The 15594-nt window shown below is 35.5% G+C and carries 13 protein-coding genes; 8 read left to right on the top strand and 5 right to left on the bottom strand.

The annotated features are described in order from the left end of the window. Positions 1-113: 113 nt before the first annotated feature. The 6 genes from ACTJIW_RS22240 (at position 114) to ACTJIW_RS22215 (ending at position 8996) form a co-directional block, all read left to right on the top strand. Entirely contained in the window at positions 114-1484 is a 1371-nt protein-coding gene (locus ACTJIW_RS22240; RefSeq protein WP_073410203.1) for a PSP1 domain-containing protein, read from the top strand. Next, a complete protein-coding gene (locus ACTJIW_RS22235) occupies positions 1468-1947 on the top strand; it encodes a gliding motility lipoprotein GldH (protein ID WP_012022977.1) in 480 nt (159 codons plus the stop codon). The genes ACTJIW_RS22240 and ACTJIW_RS22235 overlap by 17 nt, the downstream gene beginning before the upstream one ends. Positions 1948-1957: 10 nt before the next feature. Further along, complete coding sequence (locus ACTJIW_RS22230) at positions 1958-4264, top strand: penicillin-binding protein 1A (protein ID WP_012022976.1); 2307 nt, start codon at positions 1958-1960, stop codon at positions 4262-4264. A 168-nt stretch (positions 4265-4432) separates the two neighbouring features. Continuing rightward, a complete protein-coding gene (locus ACTJIW_RS22225) occupies positions 4433-5134 on the top strand; it encodes a CoA transferase subunit A (protein WP_012022975.1) in 702 nt (233 codons plus the stop codon). A gap of 80 nt (positions 5135-5214) precedes the next feature. Next, positions 5215-5871: a CoA transferase subunit B gene (locus ACTJIW_RS22220; RefSeq protein WP_440716514.1), complete on the top strand. Its 657-nt coding sequence runs from the start codon at positions 5215-5217 to the stop codon at positions 5869-5871. 350 nt (positions 5872-6221) lie between these two features. Continuing rightward, on the top strand, positions 6222-8996 hold the full coding sequence (locus ACTJIW_RS22215) for a M4 family metallopeptidase (RefSeq protein WP_440716515.1): 2775 nt from the start codon (positions 6222-6224) through the stop codon (positions 8994-8996). Positions 8997-9157: 161 nt separating this feature from the next. Here the strand turns inward: ACTJIW_RS22215 and ACTJIW_RS22210 are convergent, their stop codons facing one another. Beyond that, positions 9158-9691, bottom strand: a complete 534-nt coding sequence (locus ACTJIW_RS22210; protein WP_012022972.1) for a DUF6646 family protein — start codon at positions 9689-9691, stop codon at positions 9158-9160. Between the two features lie 49 nt (positions 9692-9740). Next, positions 9741-10475, bottom strand: a complete 735-nt coding sequence (locus tag ACTJIW_RS22205; protein WP_012022971.1) for a metallophosphoesterase family protein — start codon at positions 10473-10475, stop codon at positions 9741-9743. A 140-nt stretch (positions 10476-10615) separates the two neighbouring features. Here ACTJIW_RS22205 and dinB point away from each other — a divergent pair, with 140 nt between their 5' ends. Together dinB and ACTJIW_RS22195 are read left to right on the top strand one after the other, a co-directional pair. After that, the gene (gene dinB / locus ACTJIW_RS22200; protein ID WP_440716516.1) at positions 10616-11698 is read left to right on the top strand and encodes a DNA polymerase IV; all 1083 of its coding nucleotides are present in this window, start codon (positions 10616-10618) and stop codon (positions 11696-11698) included. Positions 11699-11782: 84 nt separating this feature from the next. Next, on the top strand, positions 11783-12283 hold the full coding sequence (locus ACTJIW_RS22195; protein ID WP_440716517.1) for a PAS domain-containing protein: 501 nt from the start codon (positions 11783-11785) through the stop codon (positions 12281-12283). Between the two features lie 150 nt (positions 12284-12433). On the opposite strand, the gene ACTJIW_RS22190 is transcribed toward ACTJIW_RS22195, so the two are convergent. From ACTJIW_RS22190 to tnpA, 3 genes are all read right to left on the bottom strand, one after another. Continuing rightward, positions 12434-14038, bottom strand: coding sequence for a fumarate hydratase (locus ACTJIW_RS22190; protein WP_121359790.1), 1605 nt, complete (start codon positions 14036-14038; stop codon positions 12434-12436). A gap of 72 nt (positions 14039-14110) precedes the next feature. After that, a complete protein-coding gene (locus ACTJIW_RS22185) occupies positions 14111-14854 on the bottom strand; it encodes a hypothetical protein (protein WP_440716518.1) in 744 nt (247 codons plus the stop codon). 4 nt (positions 14855-14858) lie between these two features. Then, a complete protein-coding gene (gene tnpA / locus ACTJIW_RS22180; RefSeq protein ID WP_440716519.1) occupies positions 14859-15320 on the bottom strand; it encodes an IS200/IS605 family transposase in 462 nt (153 codons plus the stop codon). Positions 15321-15594 lie beyond the last annotated feature (274 nt).

Below are 15594 nucleotides of genomic sequence, written 5' to 3'. Positions count from 1 at the left end.
TTTAACACCCCTTTAGAACTAATCTATAAAGGGCAAAATAAAAAAAATACTATCTTTACCGATCAAACGTTTATGAACTTAAGCTGCATTCTGGCAGCACTACATATATAATTATGGCATGTACAAGTTGTTCAACCTCAGATGGCGGCGCGCCTAAGGGTTGTAAAAATAATGGGAGTTGCGGCACCGATAGCTGCAATAAATTGACGGTTTTTGACTGGCTTTCGAACATGAGTCCGTCTAATGGAGAGGCGATTTTTGATTGTGTTGAGGTTCGTTTTAAAAACGGACGTAAGGAATTTTTTAGAAATTCAGAAAAATTAAGTTTAAGCATTGGCGATATTGTAGCAACTGTTGCTTCGCCTGGTCATGATATTGGAATTGTTACTTTGACAGGAGAATTGGTTAAAATTCAAATGAAGAAAAAAGGAGTTAATCCAGACAGTAACGAAGTTCCAAAAATTTATAGAAAAGCATCTCAAAAAGATATCGATATCTGGTCTACAGCACGTGACCGCGAAGAACCAATGAAAGTTCGCGCACGTGAACTGGCAATTCAGCATAAACTGGAAATGAAAATTTCGGATATTGAATTTCAGGGAGACGGATCGAAAGCAACTTTTTATTACACAGCAAATGACAGAGTCGATTTTAGACTTTTAATTAAAGATTTTGCAAAAGAATTCAGCACCAGAGTCGAAATGAAGCAAGTTGGTTTCCGTCAGGAAGCAGCTCGTTTGGGCGGTATTGGTTCTTGCGGACGTGAACTTTGCTGTTCAACATGGCTTACAGATTTTAGAAGTGTAAATACTTCGGCAGCTCGTTATCAGCAATTATCACTTAATCCGCAAAAATTAGCCGGACAATGTGGTAAACTAAAATGCTGTCTAAACTATGAGTTAGATACTTACATGGACGCTTTGAAAGATTTTCCGGATTACGATACCAAACTCGTAACCGAAAAAGGAGATGCTGTCTGCCAAAAACAAGATATTTTTAAAGGATTAATGTGGTTTGCTTATACCAATAATTTTGCAAACTGGCACGTTTTAAAAATAGATCAGGTAAAAGAAATTATTGCCGAAAACAAACAAAAAAACAAAGTTTCTTCTTTAGAAGATTTTGCAATTGAAGTTACTTCAGAACCTGAAAAAGACTTTAATAACGCAATGGGCCAGGAAAGTTTAACACGTTTCGATCAGCCGAAAAGAAAGAAAAAACCAAACCGCAAGAAAAAGCAAAATGCTGAAAGTGCAGTTGTTGCTGCGCCGGAAAAACCAAAACAGGCAAATAACAACAACAATAAACCAGCAGGCGGAAACCCAAATCCGCAGAATAAACAGAACCCAAATAAACCTAATCATAAGAACAAGCACAAAAATTCGAATAATTCAAACAATCCGAATAAGCAGAATTCAAATGATAATAAACCAGCTGAACCTAGAAAACCTATAATTATCACAAAAAATGAGAATAAAAAATAGCGGTATTCTTCTTTTGGCAGCGATACTTCTTTTTTCGTGCGATAAAAAAAGAGTATTCGATGAGTACAAATCTGTTGGAAGTGCCTGGCACAAAGACAGCGTTGTAACTTTTGACCTGCCAGTTTTAGATTCTACCAAAAAGTACAATTTGTTTGTAAATTTGAGAGATAACAACAATTATCCTTTCAATAATTTATTTTTAATTGTGGCTATTGAAACACCAAGCGGTTTTACAAAAGTTGATACTTTAGAATACCAAATGGCAAACCCGGACGGGACATTAATGGGGAACGGTTTTACTGATATTAAAGAAAGTAAACTGTATTACAAAGAAGATGTGAAGTTTAAAGGAAAGTACAAAGTTCATATCAAACAGGCTGTTAGAGAATCAGGGAAAATTCCCGGAGTCGAGGCTTTGGAGGGTATTACAGACGTAGGTTTTAGAATAGAACAAAAAGATTAGAAAAATAGTTATGGCTGCTAAAAAAAACAATCAAACAAATACCACGAAGGATATTAATTACTACAAAAAGAAGTTCTGGAGAATCTTCGCCTATTTCCTGTTAGGAATTCTGGCATTTTTCTTATTTGCTTCTTGGGGACTTTTCGGTTCAATGCCTTCTTTTGAAGATTTAGAAAACCCGGATTCTAATTTAGCTACCGAAGTTATTTCTTCGGATGGAGTTGTATTAGGTAAATATTTCAAAACCAATAGATCACAGCTTAAATATTCTGATCTTCCAAAAAATTTAGTAGAAGCTCTGGTTGCTACCGAAGATGCTCGTTTTTATGAACATTCTGGTATTGACGGTCGTGGAACTTTAAGAGCCGTTTTTAGTTTAGGTACAAACGGAGGAGCAAGTACATTGACACAACAGCTTGCAAAACAGTTGTTTCACGGAGAAGGTTCTCGTTTCCTGCCTTTCAGGATTCTGCAAAAAGTAAAAGAATGGATTATCGCCATTCGTTTAGAAAGACAATATACTAAGAATGAGATTTTAGCAATGTATTGCAACGTTTACGATTTTGGAAATTATTCAGTAGGAGTAAGCTCAGCGGCGCAAACCTATTTTTCAAAAGAGCCAAAAGATTTAACAACCGACGAATCGGCTATGCTGGTTGGAATGTTCAAAAACTCTGGATTATACAACCCGATTAGAAATCCTGAAGGAGTAAAAAACCGTCGTAATGTGGTTTTGGGGCAGATGGTGAAAGCAAAAATGATTTCTGAAGCTGAAAAAGAAAGATTACAGGCTTTACCAATTGCATTAAAATTTAAATTAGAAAGCCACCGTGAAGGTACAGCAACTTATTTTAGAGAATATCTTCGTGATTACTTGAAAAAATGGGTAACTGAAAACAAGAAACCAGACGGATCTGATTATGATATTTATAAAGATGGTTTAAGAATTTATACTACCATTGATTCGAGAATGCAGTCTTATGCTGAAGAAGCAGTTTCTGCACACATGCAAAACCTGCAGCAACAGTTTTTTATTGAACAAAAAAACAATAAAAATGCACCATTCGTAAATATTACGCAGGCAGAGACAGAAAGAATCATGATGCAGGCGATGAAAAACTCTGTACGCTGGGCTCAAATGAAAGATGCTGATAAAAGCGAAGATGATATTATTGCTTCTTTCAAAATAAAAACTAGAATGCGAGTGTTTACCTGGAAAGGAGAACGTGATACTGTTATGACACCAATGGATTCTATTCGTTATTACAAACACTTCCTACAGTCAGGATTAATGGCGATGGAACCTCAAACAGGTAACATCAAAGCCTGGGTTGGAGGAATCAATTACAAATATTTCCAATACGATCACGTAGGTCAGGGAGCAAGACAAGTAGGATCTACTTTCAAACCTTTCGTATATGCTACTGCGATCGAAGAATTGAATATGTCTCCTTGCGACTCTATTCTTGACGGACCTTTTATGATCCATAAAGGACGTCACCACGTAACAGAAGACTGGGAACCAAGAAACTCTGATTACAAATACAGAGGAATGGTTACTTTAAAACAAGCTTTGGCGGCTTCTATCAATACAGTTTCGGCTAAATTAATTGACAGAACAAGTCCTGAAGCAGTTGTAGAACTGACTAAAAAATTAGGAGTAAAAACAGAAATCCCGGTACAGCCTTCAATTGCTTTAGGAGCGGTAGATATTACGGTTGAAGACATGGTTGCTGCATATAGTACATTTGCAAACCAGGGAGTTTATGTAAAGCCACAGTTTTTAAGCAGAATTGAGAACAAAAGCGGTGAGGTTATTTACGAGCCAATTCCAGAGTCTCATGACGTTTTAAATAAAGATATTGCCTTTGCAGTAATCAAATTACTTCAAGGGGTAACAGAAAGTGGTTCTGGTGTGCGTTTACGTACGCAAGGCGGAGGAAGTGGAGACAATCGCTGGACAGGTTATCCGTATATGTTTAAAAATCCAATTGCAGGTAAAACCGGAACAACACAAAACCAATCAGACGGTTGGTTTATGGGAATGGTTCCAAACTTAGTAACCGGAGTATGGGTTGGATGCGAAGACCGTTCAGCACGTTTCAAAAGTTTAACTTACGGACAAGGAGCAACTGCAGCTTTACCAGTTTGGGGGTATTTTATGAAGAAATGTTATGAAGATAAAAACCTTCAGGTTTCTAAAGGAGAATTTGAACGTCCGGCAAATCTTTCTATAAAAGTAGACTGCTACCAAAGACCAGCTATTGTAAAAGATACGACACAGACAGAACAAAACACAGACGAATTCGAGTTGTAAAACTTAGAATCAGCTTTAAAATAGTAACATCCTTTTGTACTTTTCCGGATAAGGAAGATTGCAAAAGGATGTTTTTTTATGGTTCAATTTATTTTTTACGAAATCGTTATAATTTAATCTAAAAATCTTATTTTTATCAAAATTATACAGTAATAAAGATCATTTGTTATGATAACAAAAAAAGTTAATAATGTTCAGGAAGCTATTGCAGGAATCGAAACCGGAATGACAATTATGTTTGGCGGATTTGGTTTGTGCGGTATTCCAGAAAATACAATCGCTGCATTAGTAAATACTCAAATTTCAGATTTAACCTGTATTTCAAATAATGCAGGTGTAGATGATTTTGGTTTAGGTTTGCTTTTGCAGAAAAAACAAATCAAAAAAATGATTTCTTCGTATGTTGGAGAAAATGCTGAGTTCGAACGTCAGATGCTTTCTGGAGAACTGGAAGTTGAATTAACACCGCAGGGAACTTTGGCTGAACGCTGTCGTGCAGCTCAGGCAGGAATTCCGGCATTTTTTACCCCGGCTGGTTACGGAACTGAAGTTGCCGAAGGCAAAGAAGTACGTGAATTTAACGGCAAAATGCATATTATGGAAGAAGCCTTTAAAGCAGATTTTGCAATTGTAAAAGCATGGAAAGGTGATGAAGCCGGAAATCTTATTTTTAAAGGGACTGCAAGAAACTTTAATGCCTGCATGGCGGGAGCTGGAAAAATCACGATTGCCGAAGTTGAAGAATTGGTTCCTGTTGGAACTCTGGATCCAAATCAAATTCACATTCCCGGAATTATGGTACAGCGTATTTTTCAGGGAGAAAAATTTGAAAAAAGAATTGAACAGCGAACTGTAAGAACTAGAAATTAGATAATTGAGATAATGAGACAATTGGATAATTGTTTTTGAATTATCTAATCATCTAATTTCCAAATTGACACATTATAAATATGGCACTTAATAAAGAAGATATAGCAAAACGAATTGCAAAAGAAGTTAAAGACAGATATTTTGTGAATCTGGGTATTGGAATTCCTACTCTGGTTGCAAATTATGTCAGAGAAGATATTGCGGTCGAATTTCAAAGCGAAAACGGCGTTTTAGGAATGGGACCTTTTCCTTTTGAAGGAGAAGAAGATGCCGATATTATTAATGCTGGTAAACAAACCATAACAACATTGCCAGGAGCAAGTTTCTTCGATTCGGCTTTTAGTTTTGGAATGATCCGCAGTCAAAAAGTAGATTTAACCATTTTGGGTGCAATGGAAGTTTCTGAAAACGGAGACATTGCCAATTGGAAGATTCCCGGAAAAATGGTAAAAGGAATGGGAGGCGCAATGGATTTGGTGGCTTCTGCCGAAAATATCATTGTGGCTATGATGCACGTTAATAAAGCAGGAGAATCTAAAATCCTAAAAAAATGCACTTTGCCGTTGACTGGTGTAGGATGTGTAAAAAAGGTTGTAACTGAGCTCGCAGTTCTAGAAGTAACTGAAAAGGGTTTTAAGCTCTTAGAACGAGCGCCAGGCGTGTCTGTTGAGCATATTATTGCTTCAACTGAAGCAGATTTGATAATTGAAGGAGAAATTCCGGAAATGAATATCTAAATAAATAAGAATTTTACGAAAAATTGAAAAGCCGGCATTAAGCCGGCTTTTTTTGTAAGAATAAATTAAAATTCTGTCCATAAAATTGACTTTTTTTTGAGTTTTGTCCTGTTTTTCAGTTGTTTGAATATTTAAACTATACAAAATTTCGCACTTTTATTTGAGAATTTCTTATGGTTTGTTAAATAAAAGTGAATTTAAAGTAAAAATTGTTGCATTTTATCGATTAACGGCAAATTTCATCGATTATCTAACAAAATTAAAATACTTTTATTTCAAATTTAAGTATTTACTTACTTTAATTGATTTGTTTGTAATTATTTAACCAAACTTAAAAACCCCCAATTATTATGGAAAAAAAATTACCAAGAATTATTACAGCAGCTTTACTAATTTTATCACTTTCTGCAGCTGCGCAGGTTACTGACAAAAGGATAAGCCAAAAAAATGTATCCGAAAACGGACAGCCTAGTTTAATTACCTTTAGCGATGTATCGACGTATAAAGGAACAGATTCTCAGAAAGTTTTTAAAGAACAGCTTGGGCTAAAAGACAATCAGACTTTTAGAAAAGTAAAAACAGAAACTGATAAACAAGGTTACACGCATGAAAAATTTCAGTTGTATGAACAGGGAATTAAAGTAGAATTTGCCAATTATACATTACATTCTGAAAACGGAAGATTAGTTTCGATGAATGGAGAGTATTACAACATCGAAAATGTAAAACTTACTCCAGCTCTTTCTCCCCAGGAAGCTTTTAACAGAGCAGTTAGTCATACACACGCGTCTGAATATCTTTGGGATAAACCACAAGATGCGAAAGAAATTGGATATGAAAAACCTGTTGGCGAACTGGTTCTTCTGCCAGATATGGAACAACAGGGTGAAAAGAGAACTACAGACAATGTTCGTCTCGCTTACAAATTTGATATCTATGCAACAAAACCTTTAAGCAGAGGCGATTTGTATATAGATGCTCAAACAGGAAAAGCATTGTTTTACAATGCTGCAATTAAGCACTTAAACGATAATGTTCATGCAAGAAAAGTTTCATCTTCAAAAAGTGCTGATAAAGAAACGGCTTCTTCTTCTAAAAAAACAATTGTTGCCGCAAATGCAGCCACACGTTACAGTGGAACGCAGACTATACAAACTACTTTAAGCGGTTCGTCTTATATTTTATTGGATGGAACGCGCGGCAGTGGAATTCAAACCTATAATTCTGCAAGAACTGCAACTTATCCAACAACAAACTTTACGGATGCTGATAATAACTGGACAGCAGCAGAATATAATAATACCAATAAAGACAACGGAGCACTCGATGCACATTGGGGCGCAGAAATGACTTACGATTATTGGTCTGCAGTACACGGCAGAAACAGTTATGACGATGCTGGAGCAAAAATTAAAAGTTATGTGCACTATAATTTAATTGCTGCAGGATATTCAAGTAACAACAATGCCTTCTGGAACGGAAGTGTTATGACATACGGTGATGGAAGCGGTACAGGCGGATTTGATATTTTAACTTCATTAGATGTTGCCGGACATGAAATTGGCCATGCAGTTTGTACGTATACAGCAAACTTGGCATATCAAAAAGAATCTGGAGCAATGAACGAAGCTTTCTCTGATATTTGGGCAGCTTGTATTGAATATCGTGCCGCACCGACAAAGTCAACTTGGTTAGTAGGTGAAGATATTGAAAGAAGAAGTGGACACGTAGCTCTTCGTTCAATGAGTAACCCAAAATCAGAAGGTCAGCCGGATACTTATGGAGGAACAAATTGGATTAGTGTAAGCTGTACGCCGACAAGCAGTAATGATTATTGCGGTGTGCATACCAACTCTGGCGTTTTTAATCACTGGTTTTATATTTTATCTGTTGGAAAAACAGGAACTAATGATATTGGAAGTTCATACAACGTAACAGGTATTGGAATTGATAAAGCTGCTAAAATTGCATTTCGTTTAGAAGATGTTTATTTAACTTCAAACTCAACTTTTGCAAATGCAAGAACATCAGGAATTCAATCTGCAATTGATTTGTATGGAGCAGGTTCTGCAGAAGTTATCGCAACTACAAATGCATTTTATGCGATAGGAGTAGGCGCGGCTTATTCTGGAACTACAGATACAGTAGCACCATCGGCACCAACAGGTTTGGCAGCTTCTGGAACAACCGGAACAACAACAAATTTGACCTGGACAGCTTCAACAGATAATGTTGCTGTTACAGGATACGATATTTATCAGGGAACAACTTTAAAAGGTTCATCTACTACAACTTCATACAATGTTACGGGATTAACAGCACTAACAACTTACAGCTTTACTGTAAAAGCTAAAGACGCTGCCGGAAATGTTTCTGAAGCAAGTAATGCGGTTAGCGTAACTACAACAGCAGCGACAGTATCGTATTGTGCTTCTCAGGGAAACAGCACTGCTGATGAAAGAATAAGTAAAGTAGTTTTTGGAACAATCAATAATACGTCAACCGGAACAGCAGGTTATGAAAATTATACTGCTATCTCTACAAATGCAGCAAGAGGAAGTGCTTATACAATCACTATAACTCCGGTTTGGACATCTACAACTTACAATGAAGGTTATGCGGTATTTATCGATTATAACCAAGATGGAGATTTTGCAGATTCTGGCGAAACGGTTTGGACAAAAGCAGCATCAAAAACTACTCCGGTAACAGGAACGATTACAATTCCGGCAACTGCAGTTTTAGGCGCAACAAGAATGAGAGTTTCTATGAAATACAATGCTATTCCAACATCTTGTGAAGGATTCTCTTATGGACAAGTTGAAGATTATACCATAAACATAACAGCTTCTGGAACGATTGAAGCAGAACCAATTGCTGCAGGAATTGTTGAAACTGAAACAAAAGGATTTGCATTGTATCCAAACCCTGTTGAAAGTGAGTTAAATGTTTCTGTTTCAGAAGAAAATGCATATTCGTATAAAATTATTAATGCTCTTGGACAACAGCTTGGTTCTGGACAAGTTTCTGGCGCAATTGATGTAAGCAGATTAAGCACAGGAATTTATCTTATCGAATTGAATAATGGTAAAGAAAAAATAGTTAAGAAATTTGCTAAAAAATAAAAACAGAGATTAATAAATAGAAACCCTTAAAAGGTTTTTACAGATTACCCGAAAAAGAAAAACCGCTCTAAATTGAGCGGTTTTTAATTTATAAAACTTTGCGAAACGTTTTTAAATGATTAAATCACAAACAAAACCTCGGCTATGATTATAATATAAACTTAGTTCAGTTTAAAAGAAGCTCCTAAGCTGAAAGTAACTTGATTGTTTAAATGATCGAATACATCTTTCTCCGTGCTGTATTTTGCAATTGGAAAACCAAGCTCTGTGAAAACACCAAATCCATCAGTAAAAAAGTAACGTCCTCCAACATGTCCGCCAAAGTTACGTAACCCTAAACTTAAACCAGGATACACATCTAATTGTTTTACTCCAATAACACTGCTTAAGTTAGCATTAATTCTAGCCTTAGCATCAAAACGATCTTTAAATTCTGGTTTGTAATCGTTGTATGGAGTTGGGTCGTTGTGGTAAAAACCATTAAAATTATCTACTCCAAGTAAGTAATTGGCAACAAATCCAAACGAGAAATTTTCTCCTAAACCAAAATCAACAGAACCTTGAATTCCTGAACCGCCATCTTGAAGATTAGCACCCACGTTTACTCTAATGTCGCCTTTACCTGTAAAAGCCTCTTGTGCCTGAATAAATCCAAATGATACTAAAAACAATAATGTGATGATAACTTTTTTCATAAACTTAAATATTAATTATTTTGCTGGTGCAAATTTAGTTTTTTACAGATTAATTCCTACCTTTTTCGTTAGAATACAATTCGTTTAGCGGATCGCTCTGCCAGAACTCTTTGGTATTCACGTCCATAATTGTCAAGGGACCTTTGAAAGCGGCACCTGTATCAACATTCCAAACGCAGGCTTTGTTTACAGGAACAGTCTGTCCAATTCTTGTAACAGGAGTATGACCAATGTAGATTTCTTTATAAACGGTAAAACGCTTAGGATAATATAAATCGTCAGGTTTTAAATTTGGGTCTAATGCCAAAGCAGATTCCCAAAGTGTTCTGTCCCAGTAAAATAATTTTGGAAAATATTCCCAGACTACACCATTTAAATTAGTGAATCCGGCATGAACAAAAAGGCGGTTTTCATCATCAAGATAATAATCTTTCAATGATTCAAAAAACGCTATATGTTCTTTTTTTCTTTCAGGAGATATTTTAGAATATCCTTCAACAGTGGCTTTTCCGCCATGTTTGTACCACATTTCTTCATCAAAATCCTCATGTCTGTTTTCCAGCCAGTCTAATGCCAGCTGATCATGATTTCCTCTAATGCAAATGCAGTTTTGTTTGGTTTTAAGGTCGATTAAAAAGTCAATAACTTCTGCCGACTGGCTCCAGCCGTCAACATAATCGCCTAAAAATATAAGAGTATCTTTTGTAGTAACTTCGGCTTTCTTCAATACTTGTTCAAGTGCGAGTAATCCTCCGTGTATGTCGCCTATAACAAATGTTCGCATTTTTAAATATTTCGGATGTAACTACAAAAATAAGTAAAATGATTTGTTTGGATTCATTTAGTTGATAATCTTTAAAAATTGATACTATTTATAACTATTGACAACGCTTTTTTATTGCTTTTCCTTTTTAAATTTGCATAATGTCAGATGTGCCAACATATCGAAAAATTATCCATATTGATATGGATGCTTTTTATGCTTCGGTAGAGCAGATGGATAATCCTGCTTTGCGCGGAAAACCTTTGGCAGTAGGCGGTTCAGAAAATAGAGGAGTAGTTGCAGCGGCAAGTTACGAAGCCAGAAAGTTTGGTGTTCGCAGTGCTATAAGCGGTGTTTTGGCCAAAAAATATTGTCCCGAAATTATTTTTGTCCGCCCAAGATTTGACAGATACAAAGAAATTTCATCCAAAATTCATAAAATCTTTCATGAATATACCGATTTGGTCGAACCGCTTTCGCTCGACGAAGCTTATCTCGATGTAACCCAAAATAAAAAAGGAAATCCAAGCGCCAGTTTATTGGCACAAGAAATTAGAAACCGAATTTTTAATGAAGTTGGATTAACCGCTTCGGCAGGAATATCGGTCAATAAATTTGTAGCTAAAATTGCCAGTGATATCAATAAACCAAACGGACAAAAAACGGTTAATCCAGAAGAAATTATTCCTTTTTTAGAAGAACTGCCTATTAGAAAGTTTTACGGTGTTGGAAAAGTTACGACTGAAAAAATGTACCAGCTCGGAATTTTTACGGGCTTAGATCTTAAAAGCAAATCGTTGGAATTTCTTGAAAAACACTTTGGTAAGTCTGGTACTTTTTATTACAGCGTGGTTCGCGGTATTCATAACAGCGAAGTTAAACCGCACCGAATAACTAAATCTGTTGCCGCAGAACATACTTTTGATGTAAATCTTTCTTCAGAAATTTTCATGCTCGAACAATTAGAGAGAATAGCTGTTTCGCTTGAAAAACGATTAAAGAAGCATAATGTTTCAGGAAAAACAGTGACTCTAAAAATAAAGTACAGCGATTTTACCCAGCAGACAAGAAGTAAAACACTGCCTTATTTTATTTCAGATAAAAGTTTGATTATGGAGATTGTAGAAGAACTGCTTTATCAGGAAAAAATGAAAAATTCGGTTCGGTTACTCGGAATTTCACTCAGTAATTTAAATACCGAAGAAAAAAAAGCGGTTGTAGTGCAATTGAAATTTGCTTTTTAATTCGTATAAATAAGTTTTAACGTAATCTAATTTGCAATTTTAGTGCTATCTTTGAGGGAAAAGTACTTCTAAAATTCATTTAAAATGAAAAAGAATAGCTCTGAAGATATAACAAACCGCACTTTGGTGCCAATCCTGGCCTTAGATCTTCATTATGAGTATTTAAATGAATTAAAAGCTGTTTTTGCCGATTTGAAAAAGGTTAATAAAATTGCTTCCCAATTTACCTGGAACGAAAAAGATCTCAAAATAGAAGAAAGAATCAAAGAAGAAGTAGTGCTTATTACTGATTTAGATTTGAAAATTGTCTTTGCATCAAACCGAATTAAAAGAATGACAGGATATCAGGAAGAAGAAGTTTTAGGAAAAACGCCTAAAATGTTTCAGGGACCTGCAACTTCTAAATCTGTTTTAAAAGAAATTAAAGAAGCCATCCGACTAAAAGTTCCGTTTAAAAAAACAATAGAAAACTATAAAAAAGACGGCAGGACTTATAAATGCAGTGTCGATGCAGCGCCGATTTATAATTTAAAAGGCAAAATTTCACATTTCATAGCATTTGAAAAAGAAGATAAAACCACTTAGAGGTTTTAACCGCAAAGTACGCAGCTTTTTAATCCGAAGCCACAAAGAAAAATGATCTATTAATTAAGAATAAAAAAAACCGCCCAACAGGCGGTTTTGTATTTAAAGCTTAGCAGCTTAGAACCTCAGTACCTTAGCCACTAAAAAAAATTATAAATTTTCGAAGAAATCATTTCCTTTATCATCCGTAATAATGAAGGCAGGGAAGTCTTTAACAGTGATTTTACGAACAGCTTCCATTCCTAATTCTTCAAAATCAACTACTTCAACTTTTAAGATATTATCTTGTGCCAAAATAGCAGCAGGACCTCCAATAGAACCTAGATAGAATCCGCCGTATTTGTTGCAGGCATCAGTAACTTGTTTTGTACGATTTCCTTTAGCAAGCATAACCATGCTTCCGCCATTTTTCTGGAATTCATCTACATAAACGTCCATACGTCCGGCTGTTGTAGGGCCGAAACTTCCTGAAGCCATTCCTTCCGGAGTTTTTGCGGGACCAGCATAATATACAGGATGGTTTTTAAAATATTCCGGCATTGGTTTTCCGGCATCTAATAATTCTTTAATTTTTGCGTGAGCAATATCTCTCGCTACAATTACAGTTCCGTTTAGTTTTAAACGAGTTTTGATAGGATATTGAGATAGTTTAGCCAAAATATCTGCCATTGGCTGATCTAAGTCAACTTCAACCGGAGCTTCTAAATGCGGCGCCGTTTCTGGTAAAAACTGTTTTGGATTTACTTCTAACTGTTCAACGAAGATTCCGTCTTTTGTGATTTTTCCTTTAATATTTCTATCAGCAGAGCAAGAAACCCCTAACCCAACCGGGCAAGAAGCAGCGTGACGAGGTAAGCGTATTACACGAACGTCATGCGTGAAATATTTTCCTCCAAACTGAGCTCCAATTTCACTTTCCTGACAGATTTTCTGAACGCGTTCTTCCCATTCCAAATCACGAAAAGCCTGACCAGCCATGTTTCCTGAAGTTGGCAGATTGTCATAATATCCGGCAGAAGCTTTTTTAACAGCACTTAGGTTCGCTTCCGCAGAAGTTCCTCCAATTACTAAAGCCAAATGATAAGGCGGACAAGCCGAAGTTCCTAAGTCTTTGATTTTGGCGCGGATAAATGCATCCATAGATTTATCGTTCAATAACGATTTTGTCTGTTGGTATAAGTATGTTTTATTTGCAGATCCGCCTCCTTTTGCCATAAAAAGGAATTCGTAAGAAGTTCCTTTTTTAGCATAAATATCAATTTGTGCCGGAAGATTCGATCCTGAGTTTTTCTCTTCAAACATCGAAATCGGAACAATCTGCGAATAACGCAAATTACGTTTTTGGTATGTATTGAAAATTCCTTTGCTTAACCATTCAGCATCATCAACACCTGTAAAGATGCTTTCGCCTTTTTTAGCCATTACAATTGCTGTTCCGGTATCCTGACAGCTTGGTAATTGACCTTCGGCAGCAACTGAAGCATTTTGAAGTAAATTGTAGGCAACAAAACGATCGTTATCTGTAGCTTCAGGATCGTCAAGAATGTTTCTTAGTTTTTGTAAATGCGACGTTCTAAGCATGAACGAAACATCGGTTAAAGCTTCTTCAGCTAATAATTCTAAACCTTTTGGGTCAACGGTTAAAACTTCACGTTCTCCAAATTTTTCAACTTTTACAAAATCAGAGGTGATTTTGCGGTACTGCGTATCATCCTTTAAAATTGGATAAGGATCTTGGTATATAAAATCAATCATTTCTTTGTTTTTTTACAAAGTTAGAAATTATTTACCTAAGAAAGAATTTGAATAAGGCCTCTTAAAACAGTTTTATTGCTGGTTGTGAAACTCGTTAAAAGTCATTTTCTTTTCGAAATAAGGTTTCTCTTTTGCCGAAAGCAGTTTCTTTTTCCATTTGTCTCCTTTTAGTGAAAATGAAATGGAATCAGAGTAAGTTACAATACCAGAGTCCTCAGAATCATCGTCTGAAGGTTCAAATGCAACAGTTTTGCAATAAAAGTTTTTAGGGTCTTTTCCAGTCTCATCGCTTGCAAATTCAGTCCAGCTTCCCCAGCCGCTGTCAGACATTGAATACCATTGGTGAACAAGCTGCAGATCATTATTTTTTAAGTAATACAGATAGTTGTCATGAGTATAACCGCAAGCCGGATATCCCGAAGTAATTTTTATAAAAGAAGAATTTTTATCTGATGAATCTTTTAAACCAAATGATCCGTACCATTCAGCGCCTTTTTCATATTGTTTGATTTCTACATTTGAAGAAGCAACTTTGGTTTTATTCTGATAAAAATCAAGTCTGAATTTAGAAGTTATAATACTGTCTTTATCTACTTCTTTCTCCATTAAGTTTGCCAGAATACGGCTGACATTTGCATTTTTCTCCTCAGAAAGAATAATAGTGTCAATATGCAGCGGAAGTTTCTCGGTTTCTTTTGCGTTAGTTTCGGCAACTTCTGGAATTTCAATAGAATTAAAATCTGCTGTCTCTGTTTTTTTCTGTTCTTTTTGGCAGGCTGTAAAAAGAATTGCAATTAAGATATATTGTATTTTCATAATATTACATTAGATCCTCAAAAATATATCTTTCTTCGTATTGTACATTGAATTTGTTCAGAAAATTTAGATATTCTTCGTTGAAATTTTGTTTTTTGTGATGCTCTTTTTGATTTTGGATGTATTTATAAACGGAATCAATTTGAGACTGACTATATGAAAATACTCCATAACCTTCCTGCCAGGAAAACTTTGATTTTGTTAATTGGTTGTCATTGATATATTTGGAAGATTTAGCCTTTACAGTTTTCATCAATTCTGAAATTGTTATTGTTGGTTTAAGTGCTAAAAGACAATGAATATGATCTTCAACTCCATTGATAATAATTGTTTTACATCCTGTTTCATTGATTAGGTTTCCAATGACGCCACATAAATTTGATTTCCATTTTTCTTCGATTACTGCATTTCTATATTTTACTGCAAAAACAAACTGAATATAAACCTGATGATAAGTGTTTGCCATTTTGAATTTTTTCGCAAATGAAATCAATCTTATGGCTGAAACAATATTTTTTGTAATATTTAACTTTCTTTTTTTTATTGGTTTAAATATGCCGTTCCCTACGGAACTTTAAATTTGGGGCGATATTTATAATCAACGGATTAAAATCCGTTGCTACAAGATGAATCATTCCTTTGGAATTTTTTGATTTTGGTTTCGAATAAAAAGAACCTTCGGTTCGGCAATATTGTAGGACCGGATTTTAATCCGGTTATCTGGAATAGGGAATTTTAAA

It is taken from the genome of Flavobacterium sp. 22659, assembly GCF_052044235.1.
GTDB classification, from domain to species: Bacteria; Bacteroidota; Bacteroidia; order Flavobacteriales; family Flavobacteriaceae; genus Flavobacterium; species Flavobacterium johnsoniae.
This window is presented reverse-complemented; position numbering and strand designations above follow the sequence as displayed.